This window comes from Mesorhizobium sp. M0664, assembly GCF_040320565.1.
Lineage (GTDB): Bacteria > Pseudomonadota > Alphaproteobacteria > Rhizobiales > Rhizobiaceae > Mesorhizobium.
Map to the genome: position 1 here is coordinate 1 of NZ_JAMYPW010000049.1, position 20,737 is coordinate 20,737.

15 protein-coding genes and 4 pseudogenes are annotated in these 20,737 nt (G+C 59.2%); 6 read left to right on the forward strand and 13 right to left on the reverse strand.

Annotated elements, in window-relative coordinates:
- Together NKI39_RS28565 and NKI39_RS28570 are read left to right on the forward strand one after the other, a co-directional pair.
- Nucleotides 1-299, forward strand: a pseudogene (locus NKI39_RS28565) (transposase); the annotation flags it as partial.
- Between the two features lie 204 nt (nt 300-503).
- Entirely contained in the window at nt 504-1,181 is a 678-nt protein-coding gene (locus tag NKI39_RS28570) for a transposase (protein WP_352836033.1), read from the forward strand.
- 32 nt (nt 1,182-1,213) lie between these two features.
- On the opposite strand, the gene NKI39_RS28575 is transcribed toward NKI39_RS28570, so the two are convergent.
- From NKI39_RS28575 to NKI39_RS28615, 9 genes and pseudogenes are all read right to left on the reverse strand, one after another.
- Nucleotides 1,214-2,206: an adenosine kinase gene (locus NKI39_RS28575; protein WP_352836035.1), complete on the reverse strand. Its 993-nt coding sequence runs from the start codon at nt 2,204-2,206 to the stop codon at nt 1,214-1,216.
- Between the two features lie 109 nt (nt 2,207-2,315).
- The gene (gene metK, locus NKI39_RS28580) at nt 2,316-3,491 is read right to left on the reverse strand and encodes a methionine adenosyltransferase (RefSeq protein WP_023679684.1); all 1,176 of its coding nucleotides are present in this window, start codon (nt 3,489-3,491) and stop codon (nt 2,316-2,318) included.
- 54 nt (nt 3,492-3,545) lie between these two features.
- A complete protein-coding gene (glyA, locus tag NKI39_RS28585) occupies nt 3,546-4,883 on the reverse strand; it encodes a serine hydroxymethyltransferase (RefSeq protein ID WP_352778775.1) in 1,338 nt (445 codons plus the stop codon).
- 916 nt (nt 4,884-5,799) lie between these two features.
- Nucleotides 5,800-6,624 carry a hypothetical protein gene (locus NKI39_RS28590; protein ID WP_352836038.1) on the reverse strand — a complete coding sequence of 275 codons (825 nt, stop codon included), beginning with the start codon at nt 6,622-6,624 and terminating at the stop codon, nt 5,800-5,802.
- Nucleotides 6,625-6,856: 232 nt separating this feature from the next.
- The gene (locus tag NKI39_RS28595) at nt 6,857-7,756 is read right to left on the reverse strand and encodes a hypothetical protein (protein ID WP_352836041.1); all 900 of its coding nucleotides are present in this window, start codon (nt 7,754-7,756) and stop codon (nt 6,857-6,859) included.
- Between the two features lie 15 nt (nt 7,757-7,771).
- Nucleotides 7,772-9,304 (reverse strand): Fic family protein, encoded by a 1,533-nt coding sequence (locus NKI39_RS28600; protein ID WP_352836044.1) that lies wholly within the window; start codon nt 9,302-9,304, stop codon nt 7,772-7,774.
- A 403-nt stretch (nt 9,305-9,707) separates the two neighbouring features.
- Nucleotides 9,708-9,917: pseudogene (locus tag NKI39_RS28605) on the reverse strand (bifunctional hydroxymethylpyrimidine kinase/phosphomethylpyrimidine kinase); the annotation flags it as partial.
- Between the two features lie 14 nt (nt 9,918-9,931).
- Complete coding sequence (locus tag NKI39_RS28610; RefSeq protein WP_352836047.1) at nt 9,932-11,092, reverse strand: porin; 1,161 nt, start codon at nt 11,090-11,092, stop codon at nt 9,932-9,934.
- Nucleotides 11,093-11,254: 162 nt separating this feature from the next.
- On the reverse strand, nt 11,255-11,620 hold the full coding sequence (locus NKI39_RS28615) for a hypothetical protein (RefSeq protein ID WP_352474850.1): 366 nt from the start codon (nt 11,618-11,620) through the stop codon (nt 11,255-11,257).
- A 518-nt stretch (nt 11,621-12,138) separates the two neighbouring features.
- Between NKI39_RS28615 and hemN the strand changes: the two genes are divergently transcribed.
- Together hemN and NKI39_RS28625 are read left to right on the forward strand one after the other, a co-directional pair.
- The gene (gene hemN, locus NKI39_RS28620) at nt 12,139-13,479 is read left to right on the forward strand and encodes an oxygen-independent coproporphyrinogen III oxidase (RefSeq protein WP_352836050.1); all 1,341 of its coding nucleotides are present in this window, start codon (nt 12,139-12,141) and stop codon (nt 13,477-13,479) included.
- Nucleotides 13,480-13,901: 422 nt separating this feature from the next.
- Nucleotides 13,902-14,588 (forward strand): isopentenyl transferase family protein, encoded by a 687-nt coding sequence (locus NKI39_RS28625; protein ID WP_352515927.1) that lies wholly within the window; start codon nt 13,902-13,904, stop codon nt 14,586-14,588.
- 166 nt (nt 14,589-14,754) lie between these two features.
- Here NKI39_RS28625 and NKI39_RS28630 read toward each other — a convergent pair whose 3' ends face one another.
- Complete coding sequence (locus NKI39_RS28630; protein WP_352452632.1) at nt 14,755-15,039, reverse strand: hypothetical protein; 285 nt, start codon at nt 15,037-15,039, stop codon at nt 14,755-14,757.
- Nucleotides 15,040-15,179: 140 nt separating this feature from the next.
- Between NKI39_RS28630 and NKI39_RS28635 the strand changes: the two are divergent.
- Nucleotides 15,180-15,506: pseudogene (locus NKI39_RS28635) on the forward strand (transposase); the annotation flags it as partial.
- Between the two features lie 25 nt (nt 15,507-15,531).
- Here NKI39_RS28635 and NKI39_RS28640 read toward each other — a convergent pair.
- Nucleotides 15,532-16,494: an NUDIX hydrolase gene (locus tag NKI39_RS28640; RefSeq protein WP_352452634.1), complete on the reverse strand. Its 963-nt coding sequence runs from the start codon at nt 16,492-16,494 to the stop codon at nt 15,532-15,534.
- A gap of 626 nt (nt 16,495-17,120) precedes the next feature.
- On the opposite strand from NKI39_RS28640, the gene NKI39_RS28645 reads away from it, so the two are divergent.
- Complete coding sequence (locus NKI39_RS28645; RefSeq protein WP_352452635.1) at nt 17,121-17,738, forward strand: cold-shock protein; 618 nt, start codon at nt 17,121-17,123, stop codon at nt 17,736-17,738.
- A gap of 26 nt (nt 17,739-17,764) precedes the next feature.
- Here NKI39_RS28645 and NKI39_RS28650 read toward each other — a convergent pair.
- Nucleotides 17,765-18,259, reverse strand: a pseudogene (locus NKI39_RS28650) (ABC transporter transmembrane domain-containing protein); the annotation flags it as partial.
- Between the two features lie 32 nt (nt 18,260-18,291).
- A complete protein-coding gene (locus tag NKI39_RS28655; RefSeq protein ID WP_352836053.1) occupies nt 18,292-19,947 on the reverse strand; it encodes an MFS transporter in 1,656 nt (551 codons plus the stop codon).
- Nucleotides 19,948-20,737 lie beyond the last annotated feature (790 nt).

Here is a 20,737-nt window from a genome sequence, read left to right on the forward strand (position 1 = left end):
TCATCGCCTCCATTCGACGGCCTTATCCCTGGTTGCGCCATCTATTCGCCGACGGCGGCTATGCCGGAGAAAAACTGTCGCAGGCACTGGCCAATCTCGGCACATGGACCATCGAAATCATCAAGCGCTCCGACGCGGCCAAGGGCTTTGAGGTGCTGCCACGACGATGGGTCCTCGAGCGAACTTTCGCCTGGCTGGGACGTTGTCGCCGGCTCGCCAAAGACTTCGAGGCGACCATCGCCAGCGCCGAGGCATGGATCTTCATCGCCTCGATCCGCCTCATGCTTCGCCGCATGGCAGCTCCACGTCGTGCGTCGAGTTTCGAGTCAGGCTCTTACAGGCATGCGCAGGACGCGCGAAGCCGCTCAAATCTCCCCAGATGGGTCAGCCATCGAAGACCGGCATCACTTGCCCGTTGAGCGGCTATACGATAATGCTCCGCGCTAAGCAGCAAGCGCCAAAAATTCGAGCGGCGACTTCATTCTCCTATTCAGGAAGGAACTATGAGGCGGCAGACGCGACCATTCACCGTGGAAGTCAAACAAAAGCGCAATTATCAAAAATCCGCACGTTCCATCTGGGGCAATTTCGACATCGCCGCGGCGATGGCCGAGACAACAAAGGAAGTCGAGCCGTTAAATCGTCAGCTTGTTGACTCTACTATAGTGGCCCTTGATGCTGAACCTTTGCAAAAACCGCGAGTGGAGCATTTCATGGCCAATCCCCTGGAAACCGAGTCAGCACTAGTTCCTAGCGCACCGGCAGACAAAGCGGAAACGCCAAAACCGAAGACGAGAGCGCGGCGGTCGAGGAAGCCAGAAGCTGAGGCGAGCGCGCCTGCCCGCAAGGAGGGCGCCAAGCCGATATCCGCGACCACTGAAGCACCGCCGTCAGCGCGAACAGGCCGAAAGAGCTACTCCGCGAAGGATCGTGCCCAGAAGCTGGCGCAGATCGAGACCTCGATCGGCGGCGGCGCTACTCTCAAGAGCGCGGTGAAGCAAGCCGGCATCTCGGAACAGACATATTATCTTTGGAAGAAGGCGGCGGCGCCGGCGGCGGACAGTGACGGGCTGAAGGATCTCGTCGCGCTCGAGGAAGAAAACAAGCGGCTAAAGAGCCTGCTTGCCGATCGTCTCCGCAAGGAGAATGCGGAACTGAAGAAAAGGCTCGGGCTGGATTAAGGAGGCTGGGCAGCTGGTTCTTGGCTCGCCACCTACAGCAATCCCACCTGCTCCGCCTCTCGGCGCAGATTTTGCCGTGGCCTTGGGCCGATTTGCTGGATGACCAGCCCGGCTGCCAGCGAGCCGAGATCGCCACAATCCTTGAGGCTGCGGCCTTGCGTGTAGCCGTAGAGGAAGCCGGCGGCATAGAGGTCGCCGGCGCCGGTGGTGTCGACCAGCTCGCGGATCCTGGTCGCATTGATGGTCACGGTCTCGTCGCCGCGCACGATCACCGAGCCCTTTTCCGAGCGGGTGACGGCGGCGATCTTGCAATCCTTGCGGATCTGGGCCAGCGCCTCGTCGAAGGACGCGGTCTGGTAGAGCGACTTGATCTCGTGGCTGTTGGCAACGACGATGTCGACCGTGCCCGAGCGCATCAGGTCGAGGAACTCGTCGCGGTAGCGGTCGACGCAGAACGAGTCCGACAATGTCATCGACACTTCGCGCCCGGCGGCGTGGGCGAGCTTAGCCGTCTGCCTGATCGCCTCCTTGGCGCGCGGCGGGTCCCACAGATAGCCCTCGAAATAGGTGACGGCGGCGCCCGACGCCTTGTCGGCCTCGACGTCCTCCGGGCCGAGCTCGACGCAGGCGCCGAGATAGGTGTTCATCGAGCGCTCGCCGTCCGGCGTGACGAAGATCATCGAGCGCGCTGTCGGCGGTTCGCCATTAAGCGGCCTGGTGTCGAAGGCGACGCCCTGGGCATGGATGTCATGCGCGTAGATTTCGCCGAGCGCGTCGTTGGAGACCTTGCCGAAGAAAGCGGCGCGACCGCCGAAGGAGGCGACGCCCGCCGCCGTGTTGCCGGCGCTGCCGCCCGAGGCTTCAATGGCCGGGCCCATGCGGCTGTAGAGCAGTTCGGCGCGCCTCGTGTCGATCAAATTCATCGCGCCCTTGATGATGCCGTTGGTCTCCAGGAACGCCTCGTCGCATTGGGCGATGATGTCGACGATGGCATTTCCGATACAAAGCACGTCATAGTCCGGCATCAATTCATGTCTCCGCCAAAAACCCACCGGCTTTCTGCCACGCCGGGCGCGGGCGGGTCTGGCCAGTGGGAATGGGCTTTGCGCTTGCCAATCCGTTCGGCGCCAGCCCTCACGGGGCGGCAAGTCCTGCCTCGCGACGCAATTCGTCGGCCCTGTCTGTCTTCTCCCAGGTGAAATCAGGCTCTTCACGGCCGAAATGGCCATAGGTCGCGGTCTTGCGGTATATAGGGCGTAAGAGATCAAGCATCTTGATAATGCCCTTCGGTCTGAGATCGAACAACTCAAGAATGAGGCGCTCGATCCTTCTTTCCTCAACCCTCGCTGTTCCGAACGTGTTGACCATGACAGAAACCGGACTGGCCACGCCGATTGCGTAAGCAAGCTGCACCTCGCAGACGTCCGCAAGTCCGCTAGCGACGATATTCTTTGCGACATACCGGGCCGCATAGGCAGCTGAGCGGTCAACCTTGGACGGGTCCTTGCCCGAAAAGGCGCCGCCGCCGTGACGACCCATCCCACCATAGGAATCGACGATGATCTTGCGTCCAGTGAGACCGCAGTCGCCGCGCGGCCCGCCGACTACGAACCTCCCCGTCGGGTTGACCAGAATTCTGATGCCTTCCGTCTCCAGGTGGGTCGGCAGGACAGGCTTTATGATTTCCTCAATGACGCCCTCGCGGACCGTCTCTTGCGAGACCTGCTCGTCATGTTGGGTCGATACGACGATCGTATCAAGGGCGACCGGGCGCAACCCCTCATAGCGCACTGAGACTTGGGATTTCATATCAGGACGCAACCAGCCAAGCTGTCGTGCTTTCCGGACATCTGCCTGTCGTTTCGTCAAGCGATGCGCGAGCTGGATCGGCAAAGGCATCAGGGTATCGGTTTCGCGGCATGCGTAGCCGAACATGAGGCCCTGATCTCCCGCTCCCTGCTGGAGGTCCTGCCCTCGTCCCTCGTCAACGCCCTGGCTAATGTCGGGCGATTGCTCGGTGAGTGCATGAACGACGGAGCAACGCCGGCCGTCAAAGCCGACAGCCTCATCGTCGTATCCAATATCGAGAATCGTATCGCGCGCAACTTGGCTATAATCCACCCGCGCATCGCTAGTAATCTCGCCAGCCACAACGACTATCCCTGATTTTACCAACGCTTCACAGGCGACGCGTGCCTTGGGATCGGTGCGGAGGATGGCGTCGAGGATGGCATCCGAGATGTTGTCGGCCAACTTATCCGGGTGTCCCGCGCCAACCGATTCGGAAGAGAACACGAACTGCCTAGCCATGAAATGCCTCGTTTCGGGTGTTGGAGTTGTATGGTGCATTTTGCTTAGCCCACCTTACCTGTTGGTGATGCCCGGGACCTCGAACGCAGCGCACAAATCGGCAACGTCTCTTCGCACGCAGGCATGGAGATCTTCGTCATCAGGCCGCCGGAGGACGCAGTCAATGAAGCCAGCAATTTGCACCATTTCCACATCGCGCATGCCCATTGACGTCACTGCTGGCGACCCCAGGCGAATTCCGCTTGTGACCGCCGGATCCCGCGGGTCGCCAGGCACCATATTAAAGTTTGTGATGATGCCTGCCTTTGCTAGCCGCTCGGCATAGGCCTTGCCCGATAGTGGTCGATCGCGCAGATCAAGGATCAGCATGTGATTGTCCGTCCCCCCGGTAACCAGGTCATACCCTCGCTCGATCAGTGCCTGTGCAAGAGCCTTGGCATTCTTGACGGTCTGTTGGCCGTAGCTTCGGAAGGACGGGTTCGCGGCTTCGTGCAAGGCAACTGCTAGCGCAGCGATGGCATTCATATGAGGCCCGCCTTGCAGGTGAGGAAAGACCGCCCGGTCTATTCGTCTGGCGAGATTGTATTTGCTCTTTGTATGATACAGGGCCTGATAGCGATCTTCGTTCCTGGACAAAATGAAACCACCGCGGGGACCGCGGATCGATTTGTGGGAGGTGCTGCTGACCACGTCGCAATGGCGCACGGGATTCGGGTGCGCTCCCGCGGCAATCAGTCCGCTGATGTGCGCAATGTCGGCTACGAGATAGGAGTTCGCTTCCAGGGCGATTTCTGCCATTGCCGCGTAGTCAAAGACACGCGGGTAAGCAGTTCCGCCGACCCAAATGAGCCGCGGCCGTTCCCGCTTGGCTGTCTCGCGCAAGCGGTCATAGTCAATCTGCTGTGTCTTTTCATCTAGTCCATAGGGGACGCGTTGATAGTCAGTTCCGGAAAAGTTGATGGCCCAACCATGAGTCAGATGGCCCCCTTCCGGGAGGGGCAAGCCCATGACTTTGTCACCGGGGCTCAAAAGCGCACGATAGACAGCCTGGTTGGCCGGCGAGCCGGAATAAGGCTGGACGTTGGCATGCTCGCTGCCAAATAGTGTTTTCAAGCGCTCAATGGCTAGATTCTCAAGCTCATCAACGATCTCATTTCCAGCGTAGTAGCGCGCACCGGGGTACCCCTCGGCGTACTTGTTCGTGAAAATCGAGCCGTTCGCTTCCAGCACGGCCGAGGACGCAAAGTTCTCTGAGGCGATGAGCTTAAGGGTCGTCCGCTCCTGCCGCTCCTGTCTCAGAAGCAGTTCGTGAACGCGGCAATCAACCGCGGCCAATCGAGACCGTCCGTAAGTGTCGCGCGGCGCGATGGCGCCGTCGGCGGAGTTGTACATGGTGGTTTCGCGCTCCAATTGGACTGATCTATTTCACGGTCAAGCATGCGATCCCCTTCGACGGCGCGTCTTGTGTGGCTTCGAGCCGTTGAAGGTCTCGTTTGTGATAGCCATCGCCGTGGGGCAGGAGATCAACCAACAATTGAACCAGCCCGCCGTCCTTACCTCCTGTTTTGAGATTGTACGAGCACCACGGACGTTGTTCGTTGCAGTAAAGAAAGTCGGCTCTGGCGAGCAGCCGGACGTGTCGTACAACGTGCTCACGACGCAGACCCAGAATCTCCGCTAGCTGGCAGACAGTTAGGTCCGCGTGCGCGCAAAGGCCTAGAATTCGAAGGCGATCTAAATGCGCTGCCGTCCGTAGGCGACTGACCAGTGTCAGCATTGGTCAGGACCAAGCCACTTGGAAAGCCTGGGCACTCGTCCTACTGAATTTGTCATTTCGCGTTCTCCACAGATGTTGCAGCTTTCGAACCAAATAATATGGTTGCTGGTCCACCGACCGGACAATCTCGGTGGCCGTGAAGATACTGTTTTGAGCCGATATGGCTGTGTCGAACAAACAAGATGGGCGCTCTTCTTGCCATTGCCTTTAGCCGAAATTGCACGCAGTTCGGCGGTCGGAGAATAAGCCACGGTTCGGACCCCACTGACTCAAACGTTGCAATAAGCCTACCATTCACAGCGAACCGGAGTTGCTAAGAGTCTATGAATTTCCTTGAAGGATCTGTTGCAACGTTTGCGCAGCCCGGTCTTGCTCCCGGCTTGCAGCGGTCAATCTCGTGCAGACTGACCGTGATGCAAAGATGACAAGGAAGGTTCGCTTTCAATCCGATCTTCTTCCTGGCCAAGTAGTTCGTAGTCTCATAACTGTGGCCTAGACAAAAGCTGGGCTAATCAGCGAGGTATGATGTCGTTAGCGTGGTTGGGCCACCAGCAGGTCGACGCCAAGATCGACACGCGCAATTTCCCGCGCTCCGAGAATGTCAGTGACTGCGCGCTCTTCCTCGGGCGGTCTGGCTGCGCCGTCTAGAATCTGAATGCGTCTCGCGCCGACCCGTTCAGCAATGAGCTGTTCGGCTTGCCGCATTGACGGCGAAGCAAGCTCAAGTACGTTTTCGCGCATCTCACGCGCCGCCTCGCCGACTTCCGCAAAACGCTTCTCGGCGAACTGCTCCTTAAAGAGCGCAGCGAGATCATCAAATGTTTGAACTTTGGTGGGCTTGGGTTTCGAGCAAAAATATCCAGTTGCCAGTCCAGGTTTATAGGCAAGGCTGTACGCTTTGTCGTCTGGCAAGGGCCCAATATCCCCTGGTGAGACGAAAATGGACTGCCGTGCTACGGTTGCTCCATTATAAGAGCGGTCGAAATCGCTGATGTTTGCAATACAAGGAGCCGCATAGAAGACGTTTGACGGATAGCGCGCCTCAAGCCGAAGAAGCAGTTCATGCTGACGCGACACATCCCTGCGCATCATCGCAATCCGAAAAAATGGTATCGACAAACCGGGACAATGTCCGCTCGCAATCTCAAACGCAGTTCCTCGCTTCATCAGCTCCGGAAGCTTGTACTGGAAAAACAGCGGAACCCCTGGGAAATTGATGCGGATGTCAAAGCCAGAATGCCCCTCCTGTATGAGGTTTGGAAAGACCGGCGCGCCTACAGGTGCGGCTGACGATGACCGGATAAGGTTTTCGGTGAAGGCATACCCAAATGAGAACTCCATGTAGCCAACCTTCATTCAATTCTGCTTTCGTGCTGAAGTTTATCCTGGATATTTGCCTGCAGCCGAGCAGACTCTATAACAAAAAAACTATGTATACTTGCGAGACAGTCTGAGCTTATCGATTCCTCGGATAGATATTTAAGAGCTCACCCACTCTTCTGGCTGCTAGAATGGGAATGGGAAGCTTCTGGTTGATCTGGGTCGAGTTCCAGTTGATTTTGGTAAGCGAAAAACCTCCTGCGCTATCTCAGCGATTCCCGGCCAGATCGCCGATAAGTTTCGGGCTTCGCGAACAGCGCCAGAGTGCGTAGCCGATATCATCAACCGGGGCGGCGGCTTCTCCCTCGCCAGTGCCGAGCGCGATCACATGCGTTGCGCATTCGGCCAGCGCGCCGTCAAGGCGCCCCGCTTCCGTCGCGCTGCCGTAAAGGTCCAGGAACCACGCCAGCGAATAAGACCAGTCGGCAGGCAAGTCCTGCCCATTGTGATCCCTTGCGACGACGGCCACGACGGCGTTGCGGCCTTCGGGCGTGCGGGGCTCTATCCCAAGGATCGGGTATAATTCGGGTGTCGGCTGCTGAAGGATACGCGCCGGCACGAGCGACAGTGCTTTCTCCAGCGAGGGAGGAAAATCCTCCAGTTCTTCGGCCAGTTCGGCAGCTTCTCTCCTTCGTCCCTCGCGGCGCGCTTCTACATATTCTGCCGCAACCACGGCAACGGTGCGCTGCGCCCGTTCAGCGGTGCCGGTGGCAATCAGCTCGGCCGGAATGTCACCATCCTTGATCGCCCAGTGCGTACGGTGCTGTTCGAACTGTTGAATGCCCAGCCGGTCCGCAATTCTCAACACCGCTGACCGGTCGAGAAAGGCATGTTCCGGATCGGGCTCGAAGGTGAAGGCCAGTTCGTGTCCGCGCCGAACGATATTGCGTATGCGGCCGTGCCGGACCACGCGCGCGTGCGGGCCTCCCGCCCCGACTTCGTACATCAACAGCGCCGGGATTTCCTCCAGCCGGCGCAATGTTTCAGGGCGCGCGAGGTCGATAGCCTCGGCCTCGGCGCCGCTATATTCCTTGAACCGGTCAATGGTTGACGTGAACGGCGGCGTTTCCCACCACTCGCCGTGGCCCGAGACAAGCAAGTTAAACATGGCACACCACCGACCTCACGCCGCCTTCTCCATAGACCACTTCACCCGTTCGGCGAGAAAGGCGGCGAACGTTTTCACATTCATATTGCCGCTCGCCTCCTCCAGCCCTGCGAGGTAGGCCTTCCGGTCATCGACTCTGACGACTGTCCAGGGGTAACCGCCTGAAGCCAGCATCGCGTTCATGAGGAACCGCGCCATTCGTCCGTTGCCGTCCGGATAGGGGTGCACATAGCCCACAAGCCAATGCCCCAGCACGGCACGCACGGAGGCCTCCTTCTCCGCCTCCAGCAGGTCGAACAGCTCATTCATACCATCGGCCACCGCTTCGGTACGCGGCGGCACGTGCTGCGAGCCGCGCAGGTACACAGGGTGATTGCGATATCCCGCAAGCGCGCTGGCTTTGAGGATGCCGGCGGTCACTGACGGCGCGAACAGCTCCCGGTACCACTCCCGGTGAGTGTCCCGCGTCAACGCGCCGGCTGGCTTGCCGTTGATGATCGCGGCAACAGAGTCTTTGACCTTCTGGAATGCGAGGTAGTAGCCACGCGCGGCAAGCGCATCTCGGTTCTTGCGGTCCTCTTCATCAATCTCCGGATTCCAGCTCCCCTCGCGCACCCGGTCGATGAGTTCCGGGGTGACGCTGTACCCTTCTATCGACAGCGAATGGTAGGCGTCGCTTTCGTAGATATCCTCGACGAACTTCATATAGGCGTCTTTGTCGGACGGCAGTCCGGGTGCCTTCGGGAATATCTCGATGATGGCTTCGCGCTGCGATTGCCAGATCGCGCGCAGGCGGGCGACCAACGGCGGTACGCCCGCCGCAATAGTTGTCACTCCAATTTGTCCCGCGAACGGATCGGATTCGCGCACGTCATAGCCGGCGGCTTTGAAGGCGGCCACGATTTCATCGGCAAAGGAGTCGCGTCCTACGCGACGGAAGGCCCCCGCAAGCCGTCCCGCCACGGCGGAATGGCCGCCATCAAGCAGCAGGGCCAGAACGGTTGATACGTCGCGCACCGACGCCATGGCGATCTGCATCTCGATAGGGGCGCGCTGGAAGAACGCTTCCGGCACCCGGGTAAGGGCGGCCTCGACAGTGAACACGCGCTGGCCGTTTTTCTCTGTCAGTTCGGCCGGCATCTCCTTGACCTTGAGGTCATAGAGCGAAGTGCCGAACAGCAGGTCGATTTTGTTATTCGTGCCTTTGGGGGTGTTCACCACCACCTGAGGCGGAATAGTGGGCGCTTCCGCGTGCAGAAGCAGCGACTGCTCCGGTGAGAGGAACCAGTCCTTGCCGAACCGGTCATTGCAGTAAAGGGAGCAGAACTCCCAGAAGCTCGCGTACCAAGGGGTGGTGTCTTGCTGCCGTGCCTGCGGGCCGGTCGACATGAGCCAGCCTTTGATAACATCGCGCAGGAACCCATTCTGCAGCAGCCGCTCCCGGTGGACGCGGGTCAGCTCATCTGATTTGAATATGCGCCGCCCACCCTCCTGCAGCTCTTTGAGGACGGCCAGTGATACAGCGAGTTTTTCATGGGGCTTGGCCATGGCCGTGCCTTTGCAAGTTTTTAGAGCTGTGCGATTACAAGTATATAGTGCTGATAGGCGACAAGTCAATGATGCTGTGGAGTTGCAAGTTTTTTTAGTCGTGCGATAACAAGTCTTTTATGCGATAATCGGCAAAATGCGATCGTTTCCATAGCCGCGCGAAGGATCGTTACCCGGATGGGCCGAGACCCAGCTCCCCCGCAGGCTACGCAGGGGCTCGGGGCGAGCCTAGAGCCTGGCCCTCCGAAGCGCTTCGAAGGAGGACGCGCCTCTTTGAAAAACTCGCCCGTTGTGCATCGTGGGTACCCGTAAACGCGAATTCTCAAATGAAAGACGCTCCTTACCTCTCCCTCCCGCCACGATCATCACGGCCGCGCCCGCGCTCACTACGCCGCGACGCCCGCGAGATCGCTGCACGCATCTGATCGGCCACCAGACCGGGTTGCAGATGAAGGATGTCCGTGACGCTGTCGTGTGTTTGCACCGTCACCGCAGTGACGGCAAGGCAGCTGCGCACGCCCATGGAGGAGAGCGTCTCGATATCGCGTGCGATTCCGGCGCCCCCACTGGAGTCCGATCCGCCGACGACAAGTACATGCGATGCCTGCCTCAGCGCCCTTTCATCCGTTAGAATGAGCGTTCGAAACGCAGGATTCCGCCGACACTGCTCTTCTTGTTGGCGTTGGTCCAATTCATGTTGGAAGCGCCGTCCACCTTGCCGACGGCGAAGTTACCGTATCGGCCATAGTCGAGTTCCGCCGTAACTGTGAAATCTGGAAGAAACGCATAGGCGACGTTTGCAGCGACACCATGGTTCTTGAGCTGATCACCGGAGAGCTGAAGGTTGAACGAAGTTGTCTCGTTGATCTTGTAAGTGGCGCCAGCCCAGAAAGCCCAGTTCCCGCCCCAACTCTTATAGAAGCCGCGACCATGAGCGTCGATGGCGTTCGTGGAGTCGTCGTTGAGCTTGCCGTTGGAACCGTAGCCGAGCATTCCGAACAGCAACAGTTCGTTGGTGACATTGATGTCGACACGGACCTTGGCGGCCACCGATTCGTAGTTGCTATCATAAGCGGCAACGCCGGTGATCGCGCCCCAGCCATGTGTGTATTTCAAGCCGCCGACTACGTGCGGTGCGTAGCTGTCGATTGTGCCGACCACGCCCGAGCCTTCTTCGAGCGAAACCACGGCCGAAAAGCCGTTCCCGGCGTCGAAGTAGTACTGAACCACATTGGTATCGAAAGCGCCGTACGGAACCGGCGTCTGGTTGAGTACGTCACCCGCGCCGCCAATAAACATGTCGAAGGCCGACCAGTCCTTACCAACTCGGAGGCCACCAAGCTGAATCCAGGCGAAAGTCAAGGTGCTGTCTCCGTTGAAGGCATAGGACCGAGAACTGTCCGAAACCGAAGTGTGGCGGTTGCCGAAGTTCATGCGGGTTTCGGTGTAGGTCTTCAACGTGCCGAGTTCGGTCTCCTGGCCGGTCCAAGTTTTCAATGTGAAGCGCGTGTTGTTTTGCCATGTGCCCTGATGCTCACCAGTCCTCACATCCGAGGTTCTTGCGTGATCAACCAATCCGACATGGCCCAAGCCGACGTCGTAACGGACATAGCCGCCGATGCGCACGCAGGTCTCAGTGCCTGAAATGTAGACGTAGCCCGAGCCGTAGACGTCGCAGACTTTAACGTACTCAGTCGGGTCAGGCTCGGCAACGGCGGTCACGGCGCGAGCGTCGGAAACGGCAATCAGTGCCGCAGTTGAGCCGAGGAGGAGGCTCCTAATGTTCATTGTTGATCTCCGTTCAAAGAGTAAAAGGAATGGACGTCAGTGATGAACTCTTGCTAAGGAAACAGTCGACAACGATGCGCATTGAGTTGAATTTGAGCAGTTTTGATGCGCTCGTCACGCCAGATATTCATCAGAAATTGAGAATATTATTGGGTGTTATTGTTACAAATATGCGATTGTTATTACAAATATAATAATCGCCGAAACGACGCCATCCAACATTTCTGTACAAATCATCCCCGTCATCTCCGCTAGTTGTGGGCGGGCCGTCACAAAGGCTTCTACTGCAAATGACGTGCCATCCTGACGACGCAGCTGCGGCTTGAAGCTCAAGTGTGCCGGCGGACCTTGGTTCGCTCTTCCTTCCTTTTTGCCTTGCGGATCAACCCAAGCACGAACGGCAAACGTTTCGGCTACGGTTCGTCTGTTCGCTTCGCGACAGTTTCGTTCAATGGCGACAGCTTTGTTTGCTGTGAGCCCCGACGTTGAGACATCATGCGGCGGCACCGCTCGGTACGACGCCGTCATTTTGGCGAGCGCGATGATCGGTAATCACGCGCTGAACGCGCAGCCTTGCCTCCACCACGGAGTCAGTAGGCGCGCCGGCCTTGGCATTGCGGCCGACCTGACGGTCGCGTCGAGCAGCCTCTCGTCCTGATAGACGGCGCGCCACAGCTAATGCTTCTTGCCAGCAATTCACACAACGAGCTCATCGAGATGCCAGAGATCACTATGGGGCTGCGCTAGCTGGCGAGCAAAGTCTGGTCCCAACGCCGTGTTATCTCGTTGGATGCGGCAGCCGCGCTCAGCAGAATCTACTCGACCAGGCGCAGGCTGAAGGGAAGGGATGGTGGACCCCAACGGTGCGCGTGAGGGTCGCGGCGGGAACAGCCATGGCCAGTCGCTGACCGTCCAGCCAAGACTGAACGGCCGCTATTGCTGAGAAATACAAGTTTCGAGCCCAAAGCGGAACGGACTGACATAGCGCAAAGACACAGGCGAGCGCAGCGGTAAGGTTGGCGGTTATCAGCATGGGACGGTAACTGTTGCAGACCACAAAATATCGCGAGGCCGGCCTGCCTTGGTACACTATCTATCCGACTGTGTCGGAGTTCTCTGGGGCGGTCGGCGCCGAGGCTTATGAGGAATGGCTCAGGAACCTGCCGGCTGACGATCCGGTGTCGCTCTATTTCCACGTCCCGTTCTGCCGATCAGCTTGCTGGTATTGTGGCTTCCCCACCACCATCACCCGCCATGATGCGCCGATCCTCAACTATCTGGCGGCCCTGCGTGACGAGATCCGTTTGGTCTCGGAGCGAGCGCCGCAGACGCTGCCCGTGAGCGACATGCATTTCGGCGGCGGAACGCCGTCTCTCATAGGACCAGCCGAGTTCCTGGCTCTGATGGAGTTCCTGCGAAGCCGCTTCGCTCTCACGAAAACAGCTACGGTTGCCGTCGAGATTGATCCGCGCACGTTCACGGCCGAGATGGCCGAGGCCTTAGGAGCAGCCGGCGTGAACCGTGTGAGTCTCGGCGTGCAGAGCTTCGATCCCATTGTTCAAAAAGCAATCAACCGGGTTCAGAGTGAGGCGCAGACGTCGGCTGCCGTGGAAATGCTGCGCCGGCATGGAGTAAGCCGCATCAACTTCGACCTCATCTTCGGTCTCCCGCATCAAACGGTGCAGTCCTGCGTCGAGACCGCGAGGGCGGCGGTCGCAATGCGCCCCGACCGGCTTGCGGTGTTCGGCTATGCGCACATCCCGTCGCTTATAAAGAATCAGCGCCTCATCGAGGAGGCAGTTCTTCCGGGCAGCGCTGCCCGCGCCGAACAGTATGCGGCCGTGGCCGCGACGCTGATTGCCGCCGGCTACCGCGAGATCGGGCTCGACCATTTCGCCTTGCCGGACGACGAGCTCGCGCTGGCACAGAAAACGGGTCGCCTGCGGCGTAACTCGCTGGGCTACTCGGCCACCACCTGCAGAACCCTGATCGGTTTCGGCGCGTCGGCTATCGGCCGCGTCGGCGAGGGGTACGTCCAAAACGAAGTTACACGGGATTCCTACATCCAGCACATCGCAGCTGGCCGTCTGGCGACGTCAAAGGGCTATCGCCTCACCGACGACGACCGCGTGCGAGCCGCAATTATCGAGCGACTAATGTGCGATCTCGAGGCCGATGTGCAGGCAATCTGTGCCGCCCACGGATCTGATCCGATCCGTCTTCTCGATTCAGCTGAACGCTTGGCGATGCTGGCCGAGGACGGGATAGTGGACTTCGAAAACGGTTTTGTCCGCGTACGGCGGGAGCATCGCTTTGTAATTCGCGCTGTCGCTGCCGCGTTCGATGCTTTTCTCGATCGGGATGGCCGTAAGCATAGTCACAGGTGAGGGCAAGCATCCAACCGGAAGCTAAACTCGACGCCCTTGGCCGAGGCCTGTCATGAAGCGCGCGTCAAGGATGCGAAAAGCAGAGCTGATCTGCCTATTTCATCTCATCTTCAATGAAAGACGCGCAAGGATCTTTTGCCGGAGACAACGAGGTCACCATCCTGCGGTGCCGCGTTGCGTCACAGTCGGCATGAGATGTGCAAAGTGGACCGTCGTCAAACGTCAAACAGAGGCGTTGGTGACTGGACTGAACGACCAGAACGGGCTGCTTGCGCCCTTTCGGACTTCACAAAGTTCGAAAATGGCGTCGTTTCAGGGCATAATCGCCGCTTGTCAAAATGTTTGCGACAAGTCCGGTGAAAGCCTACCGAGTATCTTGTGCTTGGGGGGCGGTTAGTTCCGATAAACTAAGCGGCATACACATGCTAATCTATTTGATTTACGGGCCGACCTGCAGCGGCAAAACAGACGCGGCAATCCAAATTGCACGAGAGACCGGATGGCCGGTCATTGCGCTGGATCGTGTACAATGCTGTCCTCAAATCGCCACCGGCAGCGGGCGTCCCTCGGATTCCGAACTGCAATCTACCCAGCGGATCTACTTGGATTCGCGCCCGCTAACCGCGGGCATAATCGACGCCGAGACCGCCCATCGTAAGCTGATAATGCAAGTGGATGAGCGTAGTTCCCAGCCGGGGCTCATCCTCGAAGGCGGTTCGATCTCCCTTCTCAATTTAATGGCGCGAAGTCAGCATTGGGATGGCGCTTTTCGGTGGCATGTAAGGCGGTTGCGGCTCGGCAACTCGGACGCCTTTCTGGAGAGAGCCAAGCGTCGGGTCACAGACATGTTTGTCACAAGAGAAGGACAACCTTCGTTGCTGCAGGAACTTGCGGATCAGTGGAAGGAAGATGCAGTCCGTCCCACTTTGGAAGACGTTGACGGATATCGTTGCGCCATTCGTTTTGCGAGAGAGCACAGCTTGGCAATCAGCGAAATGCCGTGCCTTCGCAAAGAGCTCCAACAAGATCTTGTAGAGGCGATTGCGAGAGAATATCTCGAATATGCGCGTTGGCAAGAACGCGACTTTCCAGAATGGCAAACTGAGTGAGCAAGCCTCCCCGGACCTCGCCTGCGGTGCGGGCACGGTAGCTCCTGAGAATTGCGCTAAGTGGTTTGCTGAAGCAAGCTAGTGCCAGGCGACATTAGGTCCGTGTGGCAGCGGAAGGATTGCTTTCGCCACGGTGACTGCGGAGGAGGCGACATGGCTGCACTGCTCATTTCAGGCATGGGACGGAATGTACCGATGACAAAGTGCTGCGCGCTTCGTAGCGACCGCTACCGTGGCTGACTCGCGAACTACTATCCGCCAGCCCAGTCTGTGGCGTCGTCTCGGCTTTCATCGCCACCGCCTTCGCCCAGGAAACGCCCGAGGCCGCAAGCGTCGCCGTGGCAGTGCGGCACCCGGCAAGATGGGTGGTCATCGGCCCTATCTGATCGACGGGGAGCACCGTGCTTTCGTCCTGGGCGAGGTTGAGCGAGATGCCAACATGACGCTTCATCAATTGACGGCGGCACTGGCTGAACGTGGTCTCCTGCGAGCGTCTGTCGCTTCCTGCACCGCGAGGGCAAGAGCTTCAAAAAAACCGTTCTGCCGGCCGAGCAGCTCAAGCCAAAGCTGATGCGCGGGTGTGCGCAATGGATGCGCTATCAGACCCGCATTGACCCTACGCGCCTGGTCTCCCTGGATGAAACATGGGTCAAGACCAACATGGCGCCGTTGCGCGGCTGGGGTGTGCGCGGCAAGCGGCTGATGGCCCACGCACCATATGGCCATTGGAAGACGATGACCTTCATCACCGCGCTGCGGCATGATCGGGTGGAGGCGCCTTGGGTCATTGACGGACCCATCAATACGCAGGCCTTTCGCGTCTATGTCGAAACCGAACTCAACAAAACACTGAAGCCGGGCGACATCGTCATTCTCGACAATCCCGGTTCTCACAAGGGCCAAGCCGTCCGCGACATCGTCAGGGCTGCTGGCGCAAGGCGGGTCAAGCCCGCGAGAGCGGCAATTTTGTTCCGGCTATCACCCTCTCGTCGAGAACGGCGTGACGGAAGCGATAAAGTTGCGCCGGCCGGCCGCCGGTTTCCGCGGTTGTCTCACCGGTCTCCTCGACCAGCTCCTGCTGCTCGATCAGTCGGCGAAAGTTCGGCTTACGCACGAGCCTGCCGGCAAGCGCCTCCACGGTGCGCTGCAGCTGCAAAAGCGTGAAGACCGGCGGCATCAGTTCGAATACGACCGGCCGATATTTGATCTTGGAGCGCAGCCGCGCAATGCCGGTCGCCAGGATGCGACGATGATCGGCGATCATCGATCTGCCCGAGACCCAGGTGGGCGCAGCGGAATGTCCGGCGCGTATTGCTTCCTCCACCAGGGCGGCTTCGTAGAGCAGCTCATAACGTTGAAGCGCGAGTTCCTCGTTCCAATGGCGGTCGTCAAAGCCGAAGGCGATCGCCGCCCGCCGTCGTCGGTCGAGGCGTGTCGTACTGTCGTCAGTGCCATCCGCCCATTCCATCAGGCGCGGCCGCAATTCGTCCAACACGACCGCCGGTGTGCCGGAGCGGTGATCCTCCCACGGGAAATAGTCGTACCAGCTTCCCCAGTGTCGCCCGGCCGGGTCGCCAGCTTCGTCTTGGTGGGTGAGCGCCAGATAGCTGATAGAGACCACGCGGTCGTCAGCGCCAACCCTGTCGCGATCGGCGAAGGTGTAGAGCTGTTCGATATAGCCGAGCGGCTGGCCGGTCTGTTGTTCCACCCATCCCCTGAGGCCCGACTGCAGCGAACGGTGAGCAAGCTCGAACGGGCCCGAGGGCAGGGCGTTTGCCTGCGGGATGGTCAGAACGCAGGGGGCGCTGCTGTCCATGGCGACCACAACGGCGATTAAGTCCGCATTGACGTCGTTGGCCTTGCCTCCAGCTCCGCCTTTCCTAATCCCTTTTGCGCGTTCGTCCATGGTCCCCGAGGTTGTTGAGCAGAGCCCTGCCGCGTAGGCCGCTGAACCGATTGAATTCCGTTTTTGTCTGATAATTGTCGGCGCGTCAACACCACCCGTCGTGGCGATTTTAGCTCTTCGCAGCTGCATAAAAAGTGCCAACGCGACATCCGTGCTTGGGGAAGGAGGCCCATTGAGTGCGCCGATTCAAAGCTCGTCGATCGACATTGCGACGTTGTTCTCGTCGGCGACAGCGCGGCATAGTTCTCCACGGCTTGGCTGTCGACGCTGGGCGTGACGCTGGAGATGATGATCATGCACGGTCAGACCTGCGCCGTAGCCTGGAGCCGGCGCAAATGGTCGTCGACCCGCCGTTCGGTTCCTTTTGAAGAAACCCGGAGCAGGCTTTCCGGAATGCCTGATAAAGCCCTTCCAGTGCGCCCGCGCCAGCATCATCGCACTCTCACTCCAACACAACCTATGCGAGTCAGTAAATCGACTCGGCGGCACTATTGTTTCAGGGGAAATGAATCTAGTTTCAAAGGGTTCGGCCGATAGGCCGGGCACAGCTGCGGTCTTCACGGCCTTTTTGACATAAACGCGTCGCCCGATTGAGATTATCTTGACGGTAGCGCAGTGCGCCATCCATGCCAGTCGAGATGATCATGGGCAAATATCGAGACCATCGCGAGCCACGCCGGCATCGCTATGACGATGACCCCGTTTCCTTTTCGGAACGGACTTCCGAGCCAAGCTATTTTCAGCGCCCGCCGACCGTGACGGCAGATCCTGTCGATGCGGAGGTATTGTGGTTCACAGTCAGCAAGGGTTTTGGCTTCGTCAAACTGTCGGACGGCACGGAGGCCTATCTGCACGTGCGAGTGTTAGAGGCGGCCGGAACCCGGGATGTTGCCGCGGGAACGCCTCTCAAGATCACGGTCGAAAAAAGTCCAAAAGGTCATCAAGTCGCGCAGGTGCTGGAGATCGGCGATCTCCGCGCGAAAACTCCGTCACATACGCGCGTCGCTGGAGGGACCTTCGTTGAAACCGGTGCGCAGCTGGAGAGCGGGGGCACGGTCAAGTGGTACAAACCCGAAAAGGGCTTCGGCTTCATTGCTCCTGACAACGGTGAGAAGGACGTCTTCGTTCATGCCAGCGCCCTGACGCGCTCAGGGCTCAGCGTGCTGGTGGCGGGACAGAAGGTGTTTGTCGAATGCGGGCAAGGCAAGAAAGGCTGGGAAGTCCGGAGCATTCGCCTTGCCTAGACGGCGATGCATTGCTCGCCTCGAAGGATGCCGGAGAGCGTCGGGCGGCCGCTCGAGCCCGCGTAGCAGAAACCGACATTGTCGAAGCGCAGCACGCCGTCGGTGACGACGAGATCCCTGGCGCCCGCCGCGTCCTCGATGTCAAGTTCGGCGTCGAGCAACTCGAACAGCCGCGTGCCGCAGGTCGAGGCGCGCGCGAACGAGTTGACCATCAATCCGAGCTAGCGCACGGCATCTGTAGAATGGTCATGAAGGTGAGCAACAGGGCCAGCGTGCCGACGCTGATTTGACCTGCGATCAGTTTCTGGCCACCGAACCAGAGCACCAGGCCCATGGCGGTCAGGAACGAGAAATTCATGGCGCTGGTGTTGCCGACACGGATGTCAACGCGCTCATTGGCGAGATCAAGGCGCGTCCTGCTTGGCGCGGTCGAACTTTTCCAGCTCGTGCGGCTGCGCGGCGAAGGCACGCACGACACGGATGCCGCCGAGATTCTCATCCATCACCCGGATCTTTAACGATCGCTGATGCCCAGATATGGGAAGGTCAGGCTTCAATGACGGGGAAGGTGAAGGATTGACTGGTCGGGTTTCCGGGCCGAGCTTGTCGGCCGCTCAATCGAAAGCGTCATTTGAGGCGCTTTCTCTCCCGCGTGTAACTGGAAGACACGCTCGTCCAGTTCCTTGTCTACTTCCGTGAGACGATGATTGAGGCGAAGGTAGTCGGTCCAGGTCGGCGTTCGGAACGTTTCTGTCCACTGCATAGGCTTCTGAAGGCTGCGCTGGAGCGTCCAGTTCCGAGCACCGACGCGGCTGTGTACATGACGCCGCTGCCGCATGAGGTCGAGGAAGGCCTCGACATTTCTCTCGGCTATCAGATATTCGATCTTGACCACGATCGGGCCGCTTCTCGGCTTCAAACTGAGAGCGACAGCTGGGGCGTCGAATTCCTCCAAAGGATCGGGCTCGGACTCGCGGCGCTCGCGAAGAGGAAACAGAACGCCGGCTGCAGCAACGAGCAGCAGGGCCGCAGCGGAACCCTCTAGCGCCCAGGTCAGCGAATGGTTCTGGGAAACGGTGCCCCACACCCAGCTGCCGGCCGCTATGCCGCCGTCTATCAATGCATAGTAGATGGAGATCGTGCGCCCCACGACCCAGCGCGGGCTTGCCAGCTGCACGCTCACGCCAACCCCGGACCAGGCAGTGACCCAGCCTGCGCCGCCCAAAGCAAGTGCAATTGCCGCCACGACGATCGAAGAGGTCAGCGCCAGGGAGAGGGAGCACGCCGCGCAGGCGACGCAGGAGAGCCTCATCAGCTGTTCTTGCGACAAGCTCCGTCTGAACAGGCTGTTGGAGAGGCCGGCGAAGACCGCGCCTGTTCCGAAACCTGCCATGAGCGTGCCATAGGCGAGCGGGCCTCCTCCCAACTGATCGCGGACAATCAGCGGCAGCAGCGCGAGTATGGCGATGCTCGCCAGGCCAAAGAGGGTTCCGCGTGCGATCGCCGCTTTGATTTCCGATGACATCGCCGTGAAGCGCAGCCCGTCATAGATGGCCCTCCTCATCGACTCGCGCGGAAGAGGCGACGAGCGGACCTTCCACTTGCAGCGCCATATGGTGGCCAAGGGTACCAAATAGGTGAGGGTGGTCACGGTAAAAGCGGCCAAAAGCCCGAAGGAGGCAACCACGATGCCGCCGAGCGCCGGGCCCACGGTCCGTACGGTGTTGAAGCCAACGGAAAGCAGGGTAACGGCAGCGGGAACATCGCGCCGGTCCACCATATCGCCAACCGACGCCTGCCAGGCGGGATCGTTGAGAGCGCCGCCGCATGCGATTAAAAAGCTGAAGCCGAGAATCATCCATGGGTCGACAAAGCCCAGCGCTACAACAGCGGTCAGCATCGCAGATGCTATCACCATAAGGCAGCGGCCGGCGAACATAACCCTGCGACGGCTGAAATTGTCAGCGAGAACCCCGGCGAACACGGACAAAATGAAAGCCGGCAGGTTCGATGAAGCCTGCACCAGCGCAACCATCAGATCGGAAGTCGAGATGGTAGCCATCAGCCAACTGATGGCAACAGTCTGCATCAACCAGCCGAGGCTCGAGACTTGCGTGGCGAGCCAGATCGACCGAAAGGTGGGCTGCAAAAGTGGCGCAAAGGTCGTTGGTGCAGCCAAATCTTCATTTGATCCAGCCACCCTACTCATTTTGCCAACCTTTGCTTTCCGTTATTGCCGTTTCCCATGTAATCTAGGCTGAACCGTGGCGGCTAGAAGAATAGAGAGAAACTGTTTGCCTTGCGGCACAGTTCCTCGTGATTAAGGGTTGCGGCCGAGACGCATGCCCGAGCCGGCTCACCCCGCCTTCGAAGACATCACCTGGGTGGAGCCCGGATTCTTGCTTGTAGTTTGACGCAGCATGCTTCATCAACGCGCACTTTGCCGAGCGATGCCTTTTCGCGAAACGCGACGATGTTCTTTCGTCGGAAACTCTCTCCAACGGCGTTCGATGCGCTGAGTCTGGCTTGGGGCGAGGTGAGGGCTTGCAGATCTTAGACAGGATTGATTCCTGATAGACGCAGACGGTTGCCGGGCCGCGATCGAAGAGGCGCGCGCCTTGCTGCTTCAGCTTGAACAAAAGTCTCACGCGCTCACACATGCCATCGACGACTTTCTGCTCGATCTGATGAGGCTGACTTTCATTGTTGAATGTTATGGACGCGGCTTTGAACTTTTGGCGCGAACGCTTGCCCGTAGAAGACTGGCAAAGGTCAGACTTTTTGTCGGGGGCGGTGGACTCCGCCAGGGGAGAAATGACACCCAAAGCCTGATGGCTGAAGCGACGGTCGCCCCGCGTTCCGCACAGTGGCGAAGGTAACGGCACGGCTCTTCGGCAAATGGCGCATCCTCATGGTAGCGTCTGGCCGTTCCCTCTGATGCCTCGGCCTCCCACACCTATCCGAACAGGCCCGATCCTGGAGGGTCCTCGAAGCGGGCA